This is a genomic window from Paenibacillus sp. PL91, assembly GCF_012935325.2.
Classification (GTDB): domain Bacteria; phylum Bacillota; class Bacilli; order Paenibacillales; family Paenibacillaceae; genus Pristimantibacillus.
In genome coordinates, this window is the sequence record NZ_JABBYG020000004.1 from 1 (window position 1) to 17,992 (window position 17,992).

Genomic DNA, 17,992 nt, shown 5'->3' on the forward strand with positions numbered 1-17,992 from the left:
TCTAGAAACTAGATCTATTCTCGTCAAACTAGCTCGATTCACAGAAATAGGTCTAGAAAGTAGACCTATTATAGGCGGGCAACCCGCAAACTGGGCAGAAAAGTGCTCCGCCAGCGGAAATAGATCTAGAAACTAGATCTATTCTCGTCAAACTAGCTCGATTCACAGAAATAGGTCTAGAAAGTAGACCTATTATAGGCGTGCAACCCGCGAACTGACCTCCTGAGCACTCCGCCAGCGGAAATAGATCTAGAAACTAGATCTATTCTCATCAAACTAGCTCGATTCACAGAAATAGGTCTAGAAAGTAGACCTATCGCATGCGCGCAACCCGTCAAATGAGCAGCAGGACAGTCTTTTCAATCTTTTCAAGGTAGGAGTGGGAATTTGAATAGAGGCAGCCCTTAGCTTGGGCTGATCATTGAACAGCTCTCGCTTATGTACTCTTGCCCATTTTGGAAAGCGCTTTCCAAGCGGGAGGCGAAATTCGCAAATTTTGACCAATAGAAGCTAATTTTTGACTGCAAAAGAAAATATCGCCTCATATTTGCCAATGACTGGATGCGGTAACATGAATGGTAGCAAGAGGAAGAAAATACGCCATGAGAGGTGAGTGAGGGTGGGAAGCATTACGTTTAGCCATGTATATAAGCACTACAAAGGGGAGTCGCGTCCGGCGGTCAACGATTTCCACCTTTCCATTGAGGAGGGGGAATTCCTGGTGCTCGTCGGACCATCCGGCTGCGGCAAATCAACAACGCTGCGAATGCTGGCCGGTCTTGAGGAAATCACCGAAGGGGATCTGTACATCGATGATAAGTTCGTCAATTACGTCTCGCCAAAGGACCGGGATATCGCGATGGTATTCCAGAACTACGCTTTATACCCCAATCTAACCGTCTATGAAAATATCGCGCTCGGGCTGAAGCTTCGCAAGACAGCCAAGCACGATATCGAGCTTAGAGTAAACCGCGTTGCGAAAATATTGGAAATCTCGCATTTGCTGGAGCGCAAGCCGAGCCAGCTCTCGGGCGGGCAGAAGCAGCGGGTTGCTCTCGGCAGGGCCATCGCGCGTGAGCCGCAGGTGTTTCTCATGGATGAGCCGCTGTCGAATCTTGATGCGAAGCTGCGTGCCCAGACGCGGGCAGAAATTATTAAGCTGCAAAGCGACCTGAAGCGGACGATGGTATACGTTACGCATGATCAAGTGGAAGCGATGACGATGGGGACAAGAATTGTCGTCATGAAGGACGGTGTCATCCAGCAGGTTGCGCCGCCAAGGCAGCTCTACGATGAACCGGCTAATTTGTTTGTCGCTGGATTTATCGGCTCGCCTCAGATGAATTTTGTAGAGGGCAGCCTGATTTTGGAGGACGGACGATACTATTTCCTCAATAAACGCATGAAGCTGCTAGTTCCAGAGCGATATTATGAGCATTTTGCCATTAAAGGCGGATCGCTGCGCAACTGCGTGCTGGGCGTGCGGCCGGAGCATGTAAGGCTGAAGCGTGAGACGGCGGGGGATTTGGAGGAAGGCTTCGTTCGGTGCGACGTCCTGATGACGGAAGTGACGGGAGCCGATTCGTACGTTTACGTGAAGGCAGGAGATCACACGGTTATTGGCAGAACGGAGCCGGAGACGGTGTATGTCAAGGAGGAGAAGCTCGTTATGGGCTTCAACATGAGCAAGGTGCATTTCTTTGATCAACAAACGGGCGTATCCTTGGCGGCCGGAGGAGAGGAAGGATGAAGAGGATGAGGATGCTCGGCATCGGTCTTCGTCTTCTAATAGCCGTGGCGCTTATATTCGGAGCCATCCGCTGGATAACGGCTAGCGAGCCGATCCTTCACGCGACCTCCGTGAGCACCGAGCAGCTGCTTGGCTTCGAGAGCAAAGCAGAGGAGCTGCCTTACGCCAAGCTGATGCTTCAATATCCGGAAGCTGCCGAGACCGCTGAAAGCCTAAAACCTATCGCAATTACGCCAACTGATTACACGGCAGCTGCTGAGGAAGCAGAATTGAAAGCCGGAAGCGAGCAAGGCGAAGCGGCGCTGAGCTGGGAAAATGAGCAGGGCTGGGTAGAGTGGGCGTTTGAAGCGGAGCAGGCGGGCTGGTATGAGCTTCACTTTAACTACAAACCGCTTGAGGCAGGCAACGCCTCCGTCGTCCGCGGCGTGCAGATCGACGGCCGATATCCGTTCGTGGAATCGGAACGCATCGAGCTGGAGCGGCTGTGGAAGGATTCCAAATACCCGTATGACCGCAATGAAATCGGACAACAGATTCGTCCCGCTCAAGCGGAGCTTGCAGGCTGGAACGATAAGGCAGCAGCGATCTACTCAGCATCATCCGAGCCTGTGCTTTACCGCTTGGAGAAGGGGCAGCATACGCTGAGGCTTGTTGGGGTAAGGGAGTCAGTCGCAGTCCGCGAGATTGCCTTCAAACCGAGGGAGGCGATACCGAGCTACGAAAATTACAAGCGCTTACATCCAGAACCGGAAGCACAGCCTGGCTGGTACAGCATCATTGAGGCGGAGCAGTTCAAGCGAAAGTCCAGCCTCGCCATCCAAACCGATTTTTGGTCGGAGCCTTACATTTCGCCAGATCCGAAAGGTCGGATCACATACAATGTGCTGGGCGGCCAGCGATGGCGCTTGCCAGGCGAGTGGGTCGAATGGGAGCTCGACGTGCCGGAGAACGGCTGGTATGAAATCGATCTAAAAACGTTCCAAAACTATCGGAACGGCTTTGAGGCTTACCGAACGATCTCCATTGACGGGAAAATACCGTTTCAAGAGCTGCTCCATTACGGCATCCCGACCGAAAAGGAATTTCTAATTGGAACGCTTGCGGACAACGAGAAAACGTCATTTCAGTTTTATTTGGAAAAAGGAGCTCACACGCTACGGATGACCGCCGATTCGTCGATGGTTCAGCCGGTCTATCTGGCCTTAAAGGATACGCTGGATCAGCTGGCTGCATTCGACCGACATATCCGGCTGTTAACGGGCAATTACAGCAAATCGGGCTTCGATGCGAACATCGATTCGACGCGGACATGGGATATGAAGAAGCTGGAGCCCGATGTGGAGCTGAAGATGGCAGGTTTCATCACCCGTTTAACCGAGATTCGCAATTATATTAACGGACTGAACAAGAAGGATTCCGACTTATCGGAAGCGATTAAGGGCTCGGTTGCGATCTTGGAGAAAATGCACGGGGACGTAGATGAAATTCCGAATAAAATCAACGATTTCGCAACCATTCAGAACAATATCGGAACGTGGATGGCGACGCTGACGCAGCAGCCGCTGCTGATGGATTATATTGTGGTGCGGACGCCGGGTACGGAAACGAATCTGAAGGTGGCAAGCACGCTGTCGAGAGTGCCCTATTCCATCGCCGATTTCGGCCGCACCTTCTATATGGACTACGACACGCGCAAGCATAATCGCAAGGAGGCATTAACGATCTGGGTTCAGCGAGGGCGCGATTACGTCGAGCTGCTGCGCGAGATGGTCGATCAGGATTTTACGCCACGGACGGGAATCGAAGTCAACATCAATCTGATGACGAATCCCAACATGCTCATACTTGGAAATGCAGCAGGGGATGTGCCGGACATCGCGCTTGGGGTAGGAGAATCTACGCCAGCCGACTATGCGATGAGGGATGCTGTGCAGGATCTTACCGATTTCCCGGGCTTCGAAGACGTCTTTGACCGGTTTATTCCCGGCGTCGGGCGTTCGCTCAGCTACGATGGAGGCATCTACGGGCTGCCGGAGGTGCAGAACTTCCAGATGCTGTTCTATCGGACGGACATTTTGGAGAGCTTGAACTTAAAGGCCCCGGACACTTGGGATGACGTGTTCGACATGCTGCCGACGCTTCAGGAGAACGGCATGACGATGAACTATCCGAAGAGCGACTTCTCCACCCTGTTTTTCCAAAATGGGGCTGAGGCCTATTCGCCGGACGGCTTGAAGGCGAATCTGTCGAGCGAGGCCGGTCAGCAAGCGTTCAATCGCTGGACCGAGCTGTACCGGAAATACAATCTTCCTATTGATATTCCGGCTTTCTTCCAGCATTTCCGCGACGGGGATATCCCGATCGGAGTGGCGGATTTTAATACGTACGTCCAGCTTCTTGTTGCAGCGCCCGAAATAACCGGCCATTGGAAAATCATGCCATTGCCAGGCATTAAGCAGGCGAGCGGCGAGGTAGCCAGATGGTCGCCGCAGGGCATTTCCGCAGCGATGATCATGAAGAAGAGCGAGCGCAAGGATGACGCTTGGACGTTTCTGGAGTGGTGGACCTCTGAAGAGGTGCAGTCGCAGTACGCGAAGGATATTGAATCCTTTTACGGGATCGAATTCAGATGGAATACTGCAAACGTGGATGCAATGAAGGCGCTGACCTGGCCGAGCGAAGACCTGAAGGCGCTTCAGGAGCAAGCTCGCTGGGCGAAGAACATGCCTTATGTACCGGGTTATTACTTCCTGACGAGGGAGATGGAGTTCGCATGGAACCGCACCGTGCTCGAAGGCATTCCGGCGCAGGAATCGCTTGAGCAGGCCCAGCTTTCCCTGCAGCGGGAAATGAACCGGAGACAGAACAATTTTGGCATTATGCGTGACGACGATCTTCAGATTCCACAAATTACACAACCTTACGAATGGGAGGAACCGCAGAGATGAATACGCAGCTTTCTCCCAGCATAGCCAAGCCTAAGCCAAAATCAGCCCTCCGATTAAAATGGAATCGATTTTGGCGGGAAATGAGGCGCGACGCATTCTGCTATTTGTTTCTTGCCCCATTCCTGATTTGCTTCCTGCTGTTCATCGTCATTCCGGTCGTGATGGCCGGGACGCTTGGCTTTACGTCGTACGATGGCTTTGGCTCGCTTCATTTTATCGGGGTAGACAACTACATCAGCCTGTTCACGCAGGACATTATCTTTTTGACCAAAGCGATTCCGAATACGTTTTTGTTCGCGCTAATCGTTGGTCCCGGCGGGTATATTCTGGCGTTTCTATTCGCTTGGCTTATTCATCAGCTGCCGATCCGCATTCGCGATTATTACACGCTGGCGTTTTATGCGCCGTCGATGGCAGGCGGCGTAGCCTTGTCGGTCGTCTGGATCGCAACGTTCAGCGGCGACCGCGTCGGCTACTTCAACAACTTCCTGCTGAAGATGGGCTGGATCGACAGTCCGGTCATCTGGCTGCAGGACCCTAAATATTTGCTCAACATTATGATCATCGTATCGCTTTGGGTCAGCTTCAGCGTCGGCTTTCTCGCGATGCTAGCGGGGCTGCAGACGGTGAACCGAGAGCTTTACGAGGCGGGGCGCATCGACGGGATTTCGAGCCGGCTGCAGGAGGTTTTCTACATCACGATCCCTTCGATGAAGCCGCAAATGCTGTTCAGCGCCGTCATGTCGATCGTCGGGACGTTGAAGGCAGGCGGAATTTCCACCCAATTAACGGGGATGGCAATAACTCCTTCCTATTCGGGGCATTTGATCATCAACCATATCGACGATTACGCTTTTATCCGCTTTGAGCTCGGCTACGCATCGGCTGTCTCGGTCATGCTGCTGCTTATCAGCTATTTCGCCATGCGATTTGCCTACCGGCTGTTCGGATCAAAGGAGGAGCTGTAAAACTATGATTCGAAAACTTCGCAAAGTGACCTCGTTTCAGGTCATCCTTATCACTGTTTTTACCGCGCTTGCCGCGTTCATGTCGCTGCCGATCATCTTTATTTTGAACCATGCGTTCAAGCCGCAAAATGAGCTGTTTCTCTTCCCGCCGCGGTTTTTGGTGCAAAATCCGACGCTGCGCAATTTTGAATCGCTTATCCTGCATGCATCGAATGCGACGGTACCGTTCACGCGCTATCTTTTCAACAGCATAATCGTTGCAGGGCTCACGCTCGGTACTGTCATTATCGTCAGCACGATGGCGGGGTATGTGCTCGCGAAATACCAGTTTCATTTTAAGCAGCTCATCTTGGCGTTGATTACGTTATCGTTGATGTTCGCGCCGGAGACGGTTGGCATACCCAGATACTTGATCATCAGCGGCCTCGGCATCAACAACACGTATTTAGGCCATATTTTGCCCGCGCTGGCTTCGCCGATCGCCGTATTCATGCTGGTTGGCTTTATCTCGCAAATTCCAGGCGAGCTGCTTGAGGCGGCGAAGATCGACGGGGCAAGCCATTTTGGCATCTTTACGAAAATGGTGCTGCCGCTATCGGTTCCCGCCATCGCGACGATATCGATCTTTACTTTCCAGGGCGTGTGGGGGGACGTGGAAACCTCCACGCTGTTCATGCAGGAGGAAACGATGAGGACGCTGGCCTTCTATGTCAATAGTTTATTGAGCGGCCTTCAGAACAGCGTTTCGGGCCAAAACGTAGCCGCCGCTGCCGGTTTGCTCATGTTCGTGCCCAACCTCATTATTTTTCTGCTCTTCCAGCGGAGAGTGCTGGAGACGATGGTTCATTCCGGAATTAAGTAATTCAAACCAGCAAAGGAAGTCGTGACGATGAAGAGATTTCTAATATTCCTGCTTCTTGCGGCGACCTCCATGCTTGTCGCACCAGAGGCGATATACGCGGAGCTTCCCTACCGGACGACCTATTATGACAGCAACCAATCGAGCTGGCTGCGCATTCAGCCGATCTATACGCCGGCAGAAACGAAGGGCGCGCGCTTTATCGAGCCGGTCGACCTGCAGGTGGGCGAAGACGATAAGGTGTATGTAGCTGACAAAGGGTCAAGCAGAGTGATCGTGCTGGATAATGACGGAGCGCTTCTGCTAACGATTGGCGAGGAAGAGGGAGCCGGCATGCTTAGCGCGCCCGAGGGCTTGTTCGTCACTCCGGAGGGAATCGTTTATGTTGCAGATTCGGGCAATCAGCGCATTGCCGTGTTCGGTGCAGACGGCTCGTTCTTAAGGGAATACAAGAAGCCGGAGTCGACCTTTCTGGAGGGGGAGCATTTTGTCCCTGTCAAGCTTGTCGTTGACCGGCGCGGCGTCATGTACGTCAGCCTGAACTCCTCCTACCAAGGTCTGCTTCGGATGAATGAAGCTGGACAATTTATGGGCTTCTTCGGCGCCAACAAAGCGCAGCAAACGGTGCTTAACTGGCTGAAAAAGCTCATTCTCAACAAGGAGCAATTATCCAAGGAACTGGCCAGCCTGCCTCGGCCGATTACGAATGTCGCTATCGACGATGACGGTTTTATTTTTACGGCAACGGCTGCTGGATTCGGGCAGGGCGCTATAAGGAAGCTGAATGCCGGCGGCGTAGATGCGTTCAAAAACAAAACGCTCGTTAACGGCCACGGCATCGTCGACGTAGCAAGCGATTCGAAAGGGTTCTTGTACAACATCGATATGTTTTCGGGCGGCATTAACATTTATGACCAAAATGGAGAAGCGCTGTTTGAATTTGGCTTCATCGACAACGAAACGCAGCAGTACGGCGTACTCGGCTTCCCGACGAGCATCGGCGTGGATTCCAAATATGGCGTCTGGATTTCCGACAGCCGGACGGGAACGATTCACAAATTTGTCCGCACCGAATTCGGAAGCGACGTCATGAATGCGCTCGCTCTTTATTTGGAAGGCAAATATGAGCAGAGCAAGCCCTACTGGGATAGCGTTTATGCCCGCAATGACATGTACAACGGAACCTTTCAAGGGCTGGGCAAGGTGTATTTGCATGAAAATAACTACGAGGATGCCTTGTCTTTCCTGAAGACAGCCTTTGATACGAAAGGCTACTCCAAGGCTTATTGGCAAATCAGGCTCGACTTTCTGCAGCAGCATTTCGTATGGCTTGCAGTTTCCATTGCAGCTTTTCTGCTATTGCTCAAATATGGCACGCGTGCGATCCGAAAACGGTTCGAGCGCAGGCCATTGCCAGAAAAATGGCAGCGTCCGCTTGGCGATTTGCGGAACCTATGGTTCGTCATGCTTCATCCTTATCATGGCTTTTACCGGCTCAAGGAAGCGCGGGTTGCGCCTTGGATTATTATTCTGATCCTCACGGCGACGGTAGCAGTGAAGATCGGAACGATTTATTACACCGGCTTTTTGTTCCATCCCGTGGAGCTGTCGCAAATCAACCTGTTTGGCAGCTTAGGCTTATTCATAGTTCCGTGGATCACCTGGATCATTGCGAATTATCTCGTATGCAGCGTGAAGGACGGAGAAGGGAAATTCAGAGAGGTCATCCAAGGCAGCACGTATGCGCTTGCGCCGTACCTATTTTTCTCCATTCCGACCTTGCTGCTCTCTAATATCGTGACGCTTGACGAGCGGGTAATCATTGATTCGCTGAACACGATCATGTTTCTGTGGATGGGCGTCATGCTGATCGTCATGACGCAGGTCATTCATAATTTCGATTTTGTGGAGACGCTCAAAAATATCGCCATTACGGTGTTTACGATCGGCACGATTTGGCTGTTTGCTTTTCTCATTTTTGGTTTGTCCTACAATTTATACGACTTCTTCTATCAGCTTTACAAGGAGGTGACCTTCTATGGTTGAGCTCATCAAGCGTACTTCCCTTCGAGTAAAGCTCACAGCAATCGCAATGGGCGTGATCATTGTCATTATTCTCGCTGTCTTCCTGCAAGGTGATGAGCTAACGCCGGCAAAGGCACTAGAGAAGGCGGGAATTGAGGAGCCGATAGCCAGCCGTGCCCCGCTCTATGAAGGAGAAGCGTGGAAGCCGCAAGCTGGCGCCGATGGCTTCGCGGAGGCGCTCGCTAGCGACGACTTTGCGCTCTCCATTCATCCTGCCAGCACGCAGATCGCATTGGTGGATAAGCGGACTGGCTACAGATGGAGCAGCAATCCGACCGAAGCGCAGCTGAGCAGCGAGACGGTGAAGGGTGTACTGCTCGCCAATCTGAAATCGCCCTTTGTCCTGACTTATGTAAGGACGCAGGGGAAGGATCAGACGATCAGGGAAGTGCTGAACGCAAATGATCCTAAAATGCAGTCGACGCTGATCAAGACGGCGAATGGTCTTCAAGTATCGTATGTTTTTCCCGAGCGGCAGCTTGGCTTCACTATTCAATACGAGCTTACGCCGAAGGGGCTGAAGGTACGAATTCCGACGGATGGCATAAAGGAGGACGGCGAATACGCGATCTTTACGGTGGATCTGCTGCCTTACTTTGGAGCCGCCACTTCGGAGGAAGACGGCTATATATTCGTCCCTGACGGCCCTGGCGGCTTGATCCGTTTTGACACCGAACGCGCAGGCGTCTCAAGAGGTTACATCCATCAAGTATACGGGATGGAGTTGACCAATTCGGGCAATTGGAGCCGTTCCGGGGAAAGACGGGAAAATATCGCATACCCCGTGTTCGGCATGAAGCGCGGCAGCCATGCGTTTATGGCGGTTCTTACAGAGGGCGGCGCTTCGGCGAATATTGCGGCTATGCCGCCAGGCCTGAAATCGGGGCTGTACAATGTGTTCTCCAATCAGATTTACCGCGAGGAATATTTGTACAGAATGAGCCGGCTGGCTGCGCCTCTCAAGGCGGTGCAAAAGCAGCGCTTGGACACGGATAGAGAGGTGGAATATCGCTTCCTGAACGGAGAGGATGCCGGTTATGTCGGGATGGCAAAGGCCTACCATGATTATATGGCGGAGACAGGCAGGCTGAAGGAGCCGCTGAAGCCGGTGGAGCATATCCCGCTTTATCTCAAAATTATGGGTGGCAACTATACGGAGGCTTTTAACAAAATCAAATATATTGCCGCTACTACATTCCCACAGGCGACCAAAATCGTGAACAGCCTCATGGAGCAGGGCGTTGCTAATTTAAAGGTCATTTATTACGGCTGGCAAAATCAAGGCGACTATGACCTGTATGACCGATTCCCGATAGAGGAATCGCTTGGCGGCGAAGCCGCCGCGAAGGACTTTGTATCCGCAATGAGCAAGGAAAGCATTGACGTGCTGTTCGAGGATGACTTCGTGTGGATCGATTCGGAAAATTCGAATCTATCGGGCAAGTCAAACGGCATTCGCGGCATTGACGAGACGGTATTCATCGATGAGGGCTGGTTCATCAGCAAGCCGGCACGAACCGTCGCGATGGCTTATCAAACGATTGAAAAGCTGAAGGAAATCGGTGTATCGGGCATTTTGTACAACTGGCTTGGCGAGATGGTATTCCATGATTATGATCCGTCAGGCATCGCGACCCGTTCGGATACCATTGCGGTTTATGACGGACTGCTTGCTTACACAAGGCAGACGCTTGGCTCGGCTGGCGTATACCGCGGCAATGACTATGCGGCCCAGCAGACCGATTATATTGCCGGCTTGCCTTACGAATCCAGCTACGATTTTATGGTCGACGAGACCGTTCCCTTTTACCCGATTGCGCTGCATGGTTACGTATCCTACTCCTTTGGAGATGGAAATCTTCGCAATGACGTGGAAGCCGAATTTCTGAAAGCCATTGAATACGGCGCTGTTCCTTCCTTCTTCCTGACGCATGATGATTCTAGGAAGCTTAAGTATACGTCTGCGGGTTTTCTATTCAGCAGCCAATACGAGAAGTGGATGGAGCGGATTCAGAAGGAATATCAAGCGTTTGACTCGCTATCATCCTTGTTCGCTCAAAGGATCGTGAATCACGAGAAGCTGTCGGAAAATCGGTTCGCCACCGTTTATGAGGATGGCACGCGCGTAATCGTCGATTACGGCAGCAAGTCGTTCACTGTAGAGAAAGGAGAGGGCGCCTAATGCAAGCGAAGGAAAGAGGCCGTGCAGAGCGTCTATATCTCCGCAAACGATACGGGATGGGCCTGCTGTTCATGCTGCCTTGGATAATCGGCTTTGCGATGTTCGTGCTGATCCCGATTAGCTGGTCGTTATTTATGTCCTTTAACAAGGTCCAAGTAGCGGTCGGGGGATTCAAATATGAATGGATTGGATTCCGCAACTACCGTGACGCCTTCTTGAAGGACAATGTTTTTCCGATTGAGCTGATCACCTATATCCAGGAAATGCTGCTGATGGTTCCGATCATTGTCATTTTCGCTTTGCTGATCGCTTTGATGCTGAATCAGAAGTTCCCGGGGAGGTTCATTTACCGCGCGTTGTTCTTTCTGCCGGTCATTTTCGCAACGGGGCAGGTGCTCTCGGAGCTGTTCCTGCAGGGGGCGGGGGATATTCCGTTCCTTGAGCAGTACAATTTGCTCCCGTTAGTAGAGGAGTACGTAGGCAAGCAGTTTGCAGAGACGGTTATGGCCGTGCTTGGCAAAGCGATTCTGATTTTGTGGTATTCGGGCGTGCAGATATTGATCTTTATCGCCGGCTTCCAGACGATTTCGCCGACGATATACGAAGCCGTCCGCATTGACGGCGCTTCGCCATGGGACAGCTTTTGGAAAATTACGCTGCCGGCCTGCGTGCCGTTTATCAGCCTGAATGTGCTTTACACGATCATCGATCTGTTCACATTCCCGCTGAATCCGGTGCTAAAGCATATCAAGGACAATATGTTTAAGGTCGATACCGGTTACGGCTATGCCAGCGCGCTCGCTTGGATTTATTTTGGGCTCATATTCGCGCTGATCGCCCTCGTATTATGGCTGTTCAACCGAAGCCTCAAGACAAGGAGGGTACATTCATGATAACCGCGATGAAGGCTGAGCTAGAGAGGGCGGGCCGCAGTATCAGAGGCGTATTTTGGAGCCGCAGGGCGCAAAAAACAAAAATGCTCGTCATGGGGCGAAGCGTGTCCGACGGCCTGCTTGCAAAGCTCGTCCTCTATTTGCTGCTCTCGATTGTCGCTTATCTCTATTTGCAGCCCATTCTTTATATGGTCAGCACGATGTTCAAAAATATGAGCGATCTGCTCGATCCGACCGTGAAGTGGATTCCGCGCGAGATCACTTGGGAAAATGTTTCAAAAGCGCTGAAGGGCTTGCAATATCCGGAAGCGCTTAGAAACACAGCTCTGATAGCGGTGACATGCTCGCTCGTGCAGGTCGTCATATGCGCAATGACCGGCTATGCGCTCGCTAGGCTTGCGCTGCCTTTCAAGGGACTCTTTACGGCGCTCATTATTTTGACCTTTTTGATTCCGCCGCAGGTTATCATCATTCCGCTTTACGTCATTTTTAGCAAGCTCGGGCTGCTGAATTCGATATTTGTGTTTCTCATTCCTGCTATTTTCGGGCAGGGGCTTAAGGGAGCGCTGTTCATCCTTATTTTCCGGCAGTTTTTTAAGGCACAGCCGCCAAGCTTGGAGGAGGCCGCGAAGCTGGACGGAGCGTCCACTGCTAGGCTGTTCTTTGGAATTATGCTTCCGCTTGCCCGCTCGGCGTGCTTAGTCGTATTCCTGTTCTCGTTTATCTGGTACTGGAACATGTATTACGAGCCATCGATGTTTCTGACGAAAGGCTTTACGCCGCTGTCCATAAGGCTGGATATGCTCGAGGAGGTGCTGAACCCGTCCCTGCTCGGCAATACCCGCACGATTGTGAATCCGATTACGGAAAGCACGAAAATGGCTGCAGCATTCCTCATTATCCTCCCGCCGATCATCGTGTTTATGTTTTTGCAGCGCTGGTTCGTAAGCGGCATCGAGAGAACGGGAATCGTCGAGTAGCCCGCAAGTGGTTGATGAATGAGTGAAGGGCGCTTATCGGGGAGGTGATGTTCGGGCAAGGGTGTCGGGCTTATACAGCAAGGCGAACAACGAACATTGAGGGGAAGGTACGGAGCTAGCTTTTTTTTGCAGAAGGCCAATAGAGACTTACGTAGTTAGTGAGTTTTGCTCCACAAAACTTTAGGAGGTTAAAACAGTGAAGAACAAACGCGGATTCACATGGATGTTGACTATCGTTTTGATGTTTTCTGTCATTCTATCGGCTTGCTCCGGCAACAACGGCGGCAGCAACGCCCCGAGCAATACAGGCGAGGCGACCGATCCTCCAGCCGCAACCGAAAACCAGCCGGCTGAGGGTGAAAAGCATGATCCGGTTACGCTCAAGCTTATTTCTTGGTCGGATTCCTACACGGAATTATACAAAAAATTTAACGAGAAATATCCGTGGATTACCATTGAGCAGGTGCCGGTCAATAGCCAGCCGATCATGGAAATTATCGCTACCTTGGAAGCAGCCGGAACGCCTGCCGACTTGACATGGATCGACAGTGACTTGATTTCGTTTGACCAAGCCGGCCTAGTGGAAGATTTGACTCCATATATTGATAAGGACCCGACTTTCCAAGACGTTCAGCTTCCTGAAGGGTTTTTCGATACGATGACGTACAAAGACAAAAAGCTTGCCGTTCCTTTTGTAGACGTTCCCATGTGGATATTGGTGAACAAGGATCTGCTCTCTAAGCATGGCGTCGAAATGCCTCCGAATGATTGGACCTATGACGATTTTCGCGAAATTGCGAAAAAAATTACAGATCCGGAAGCAGGCGAGTACGGCTTGACGACGCAGCCGGAATTCCAAATGCGCGTGCTTAGCACAAAGGCAATCGCCGATGGGCATGCGGCCAACATTCATTATATGAATGAGGATTTGACGCAAAGCTTGCTGAATACCCCTGATGTCATGAACGATGTAAGATGGCTTGCTGATTTCGTCTGGAAAGACGGCTCGATGCAAAGCAACGCCAAAGCAGCGGAGCAGGGCGATGTAACGAGAGAGTTCATCAACGGCAAAACGGGCTTTGCAATCGGCGGAGACTGGGTGCTGCCTGGCCTCAAAAAGGATGCGAAATTTGAATGGGATGTTCTGCCTTTCCCTCGCGGTAAAGTAAGCCAGCCTGGCTACAGCATTTATGGCCCGCTTTCCTTGCTTAGCGGCTCGAAGCATAAGGAAGAAGCGTTCCTTTGGATCAGCTTCCAATTCTCGAAGGAAGCGCAAAAGTGGAAAATCGATCAAGGCGCGAACGCTTCCGTTATTGATCCGGAATTGACAGCTTACTATGACCAAACCCCAATGTGGGAAGGCAAGAATAAGGAAGCGGTCAAAATTGCGAAGGAAAACGCTAAAATTCAGCCAGGCGTAACGGTGCCGGCATGGTCCGAATACAACTGGAACAATATTTTGAACGAAATTATATTTGACGGGGCTGATATAAATAGGCTCATTCCGGAAACGGAAAAATGGAATAAACGGACGCTAGAGGTACGTGAGTCATTGAAATAAGCGTACTGCTGCCCCATAAGCTCGTTGCGAAAACACCCTTATGCTGCTTTTTAAGCAGCATAAGGGTGTTTTTTGATGCGATTTAATATTGCAGATCATTTGGATGATCCGGCTTGGCTTACTATAGTATAAAAAAACAAATAGAACCTTTGTCATATGGACTGGAATTTGATACAATTCACAAGTCAACATCTTACAATTTCATAGATTAGCTAGTATGGTGCTGCAATTTTATTGCAGCTTAATAGGGAAGTTCGGTTAAAGTCCGACGCGGTCCCGCCACTGTATCGCAGAGCTGACTATCATTAATCCACTGTTCGGATTGGACGGGAAGGAGATAGCTGAAGCTATGAAGCGAAGCCAGGAGACCTGCCATATAAGCGCTCTATATTTTCTCACGAGGATGGGAGGGAGATGTTATTCGTGCTGCGTCAATAGGGGTATCCCTATGCCATGCACCGAATGTAACAGCCCAAACATCTTTCCAGAAAGCGGAAAGATGTTTTTTTGTTGTCAAAAAAGGAACAAGAGGGAGAGAAAACATTGCTAACTTTTAAGAAATTCATGAAAAAAAGCTTGCCCGCCATTATTAGTTTTCTATTAATATTTACTTTATTTGCGCCGCAGGCCAGTCATGCGGCAGATCATTCCGCGAATGCTTCATTAAATGGAATGATCGACAAAACGGTTGATTTTTATAAAAAACAAAATCAGCCCTTGGAATCATGGTGGGAAATCGTAGCGCTATGGGGTGCAGGGCAAGACCTTGAGGATGGCAGCTGGAAGCTTCCTAGCTGGAAGACTTTAGAGCCGACAGGCGACGAAGCGTTAGAGCCTAATGCTAGCGGAACCGAGCATATCCGATATATTTATTCCTTGCTCGCGATGGGAGAAGATCCCGCCCACGCATGGCAAACGGATCGTAACCTGTATGCCGAGCTTGCTGCGCAGCAAAATCTGAATACTGGAGCATTTGCAGGAACTTTAAACAAGCATATGTGGGCGATGCATGCGCTCGACACAGGTGCGAAGCTCGGCAGTGACGTAGGAACTTGGGATACAGCAGCAAAGAAGAAGGCAGTAGACTATTTGCTTAGCAAGCAGCTGCCAGACGGCGGCTTTGCATTTTTCGGAAGCACTTCCGAGCCTGATATGACGGGGATGGGGATGCTTGCGCTCGGTAATTACCAGAGCGATAGCGCTGTTCAACAAGCTATTGCAAAAATAAAAGCTTATTTAAAAACAAAGCAGTTAAACCAAGAAAATGTCATGTATGGAGACAACTCGAACAGCATGTCCGCTGTCGTATCCGGATTGACTGCAATTGGCGAAGATGTATTGTCTGATACTTGGGCTGCCAACGGCAAAACCGTCCTTGATACCTATTCATTGTTTCAGCTTGCAGATGGTTCATTAAAGTGGATTGAAAGCAATACGTCTGGAAATTTAATGGCAACTGAACAAGGCCTTATTGCGCTAACCGATATTAAATACCAGAAAACCGTATGGCAACGCTTTGGCGATGAAATCAAACAGCCCGTTCCTGTTTATGTTACCGCTAAGCTTCAAGTAGATGGTCTAACCGGTTCTGTCTATGGTGAACAAGCAGTAATGGTTAAGAGTGCCGGGAAGCCAGCAACTGCGTTAGATGCACTTCAGCAAGGACTGGATCAAGCCAATCCGAAGATCAGCTACAAAATAGTAGATAGCAGCTTCGGGCCTTATGTATCAGCTATTGACGGGCGAGCAGCCGGCAGCCTGGGCGGATGGGATGGCTGGATGTATGAGGTGAACGGGATAGCTCCACTGGTTGGAGCAGGCGCATATGAGCTCAAGGAAAATGATAAGGTTCGTTTCTATTACAGCACCTATCCCGCTCTTTCAACAGAATCGAAGATTGCAAATGGTGCTTTGAATCCAACGATTAATGTGAAGCTTGTTGGAGATGAATACACCAGCCAGGCTGGAATCAGCAGCAATTGGACAATTGACACAGGCAATACAGAGCTTAAGGTTAACTCATTTGTTCGTGATGGAAGCCAAATCATCATTTCGTTTACAGGAACGGCAAAAGGCGGCGCTATTACGATTAAAGCGCTGGGGGCCGCGCTTGTCGGCGGCTACGATAGTGAGTCATTCAATGTTGCGGTACCTCGCGTTGTCAGTGAAACAACGGATCAGGCGATTGCCATCAATAAGAATGAGACAGAGGTAGTCATTGGAGCAGCAGGCGAGGGTCAAGTCACTAACAATGTGACTCTTAACTTTGAAACGACGGCATTGCCAAAAGTAACGGCAACTCGCGGAAACACCGTGCTTGAGATTCCAGCTTCTACGGTAGTGACTACGACAACTTGGGACAAGGCGATAGAGCTTCCCAAAAATTTAAACACAGCTGAAAGCGGTCTGTCTAACAAGCTGGATTCGGCTTTGTCGGCAGGCAATAAGAAAGTAGAATCTATCGCGGTACGGATCAAAACGGGCGGTGCCGAAAAAATTCAATTTAACCAGCATGTTGCGATAACCATTAAGGGACAAGGCGACAAGGAAGCTGGCTTCATTGATCAAGCAGGCGTATTCACGCCTATCAACAAATATTCGGATTCATCCGTACGTACGGATGAGGTATATGCTTATAATCAAAATGGCGATTTAGTCATTCAAACAAAGCATTTCACTGAATTTTTGGCCTTCAAGACAACTTCAACCTCCTTGCCTGGCGGCACAGGCCCAGCGCCTGTCGCCGATAAGGTAACGTTATCCGTTGAGAAGCGTTCGATAAATGAAGGGGATTTTGTTGCTCCTGCTGCTATGACTATACAGGCAGGTGATACGGCGTTTACCGTACTCAAACGTACGCTTGATGATAAAGGCATGGCTCTTGAATTCTCAGGCTCGGGAGCGAGCATTTATGTAAAAGCGATTGGCGGGCTTAAGGAATTGGATGACGCTCATGGAAGCGGCAGCGGCTGGATGTATTCCGTTAACGGAACTTTCCCTAAAGTGAGCGCGGGTATATACACGCTCAAAAATGGGGATGTTGTTCGCTGGCAGTATACGAAGGATCTCGGCAAAGATATTGGGGCACCTATCGATTCAGATCAAACAGGCGGCCAGAAGCCGGGCGAAAAGCCTGACGAGAAGCCGGAACCATCTACTGTTCCAAAATATACAGATGAAGCAAAAATTTCGAGCTGGGCGCTTGATGCGGTAACAAAAGCAACTGCTCTTGGCTTTATGCAAGGAACAAGTACAGCAAATCCGACATTCGAGCCTAAGCGTCAGCTGACTCGCGCTGAATTTGCAGCTCTAATGGTCAAGTATTCAGGTGCTGAGCCGCTGCTCGCTGATTCCGGGTTTAAGGATGTCAGCAGCCAAAATTGGTATTACGGGTATGTAGCGGCAGCAAAAGAAAAAGGGTTGATGTCAGGCGTAACTGACACAGCGTTTGCACCTAACGAGCCGATTACAAGGCAGGAAATGGCTGCTGTTATCGTTAGGCTGAAGGGCTTGACTGCTTCCAATGCGCCGCAGGCTGCGATCAAAGATCGTAGTGCCTTATCGGCGTGGGCCGTTCCTTATGTGAACGTAGCTTATCAGAATGGTCTGATGACGGGCGATAACGGATTATTTCATCCACAAGCTCTTGTTACAAGAGAGATGGCTGCCGTTACGCTCATTCGACTGCATGAATTGAAATCATAATCAGACAATAAGCTGTCTCATGGGCTAAACTTTAGCCGTGGGACAGCTGTTTTCTTGGAAG

10 protein-coding genes and 1 riboswitch are annotated in these 17,992 nt (G+C 50.5%); all 10 genes read left to right on the forward strand.

Annotated elements, in window-relative coordinates:
* The first annotated feature begins 619 nt into the window (after positions 1-619).
* The 10 genes from HI950_RS11450 to HI950_RS11495 all read left to right on the forward strand — a co-directional run bounded on the left by HI950_RS11450 (position 620) and on the right by HI950_RS11495 (position 17,931).
* Complete coding sequence (locus HI950_RS11450) at positions 620-1,750, forward strand: ABC transporter ATP-binding protein (protein WP_169082592.1); 1,131 nt, start codon at positions 620-622, stop codon at positions 1,748-1,750.
* Complete coding sequence (locus tag HI950_RS11455) at positions 1,747-4,698, forward strand: extracellular solute-binding protein (RefSeq protein WP_169082591.1); 2,952 nt, start codon at positions 1,747-1,749, stop codon at positions 4,696-4,698. Before HI950_RS11450 ends, HI950_RS11455 begins: the two co-directional genes overlap by 4 nt.
* The gene (locus HI950_RS11460; RefSeq protein WP_223285226.1) at positions 4,695-5,666 is read left to right on the forward strand and encodes a carbohydrate ABC transporter permease; all 972 of its coding nucleotides are present in this window, start codon (positions 4,695-4,697) and stop codon (positions 5,664-5,666) included. The genes HI950_RS11455 and HI950_RS11460 overlap by 4 nt, the downstream gene beginning before the upstream one ends.
* Positions 5,667-5,670: 4 nt before the next feature.
* A complete protein-coding gene (locus tag HI950_RS11465; RefSeq protein ID WP_169082590.1) occupies positions 5,671-6,528 on the forward strand; it encodes a carbohydrate ABC transporter permease in 858 nt (285 codons plus the stop codon).
* A gap of 27 nt (positions 6,529-6,555) precedes the next feature.
* A complete protein-coding gene (locus HI950_RS11470; RefSeq protein ID WP_169082589.1) occupies positions 6,556-8,571 on the forward strand; it encodes a YIP1 family protein in 2,016 nt (671 codons plus the stop codon).
* Complete coding sequence (locus tag HI950_RS11475) at positions 8,564-10,792, forward strand: DUF5696 domain-containing protein (RefSeq protein ID WP_169082588.1); 2,229 nt, start codon at positions 8,564-8,566, stop codon at positions 10,790-10,792. The genes HI950_RS11470 and HI950_RS11475 overlap by 8 nt, the downstream gene beginning before the upstream one ends.
* Positions 10,792-11,685 carry a carbohydrate ABC transporter permease gene (locus HI950_RS11480; RefSeq protein WP_223285227.1) on the forward strand — a complete coding sequence of 298 codons (894 nt, stop codon included), beginning with the start codon at positions 10,792-10,794 and terminating at the stop codon, positions 11,683-11,685. The genes HI950_RS11475 and HI950_RS11480 overlap by 1 nt, the downstream gene beginning before the upstream one ends.
* Complete coding sequence (locus HI950_RS11485) at positions 11,682-12,665, forward strand: carbohydrate ABC transporter permease (protein ID WP_169082587.1); 984 nt, start codon at positions 11,682-11,684, stop codon at positions 12,663-12,665. Before HI950_RS11480 ends, HI950_RS11485 begins: the two co-directional genes overlap by 4 nt.
* 196 nt (positions 12,666-12,861) lie before the next feature.
* A complete protein-coding gene (locus HI950_RS11490; protein WP_169082586.1) occupies positions 12,862-14,226 on the forward strand; it encodes an ABC transporter substrate-binding protein in 1,365 nt (454 codons plus the stop codon).
* Between the two features lie 201 nt (positions 14,227-14,427).
* Positions 14,428-14,617, forward strand: a riboswitch (cobalamin riboswitch).
* Between the two features lie 152 nt (positions 14,618-14,769).
* A complete protein-coding gene (locus HI950_RS11495) occupies positions 14,770-17,931 on the forward strand; it encodes an S-layer homology domain-containing protein (RefSeq protein WP_169082585.1) in 3,162 nt (1,053 codons plus the stop codon).
* Positions 17,932-17,992 lie beyond the last annotated feature (61 nt).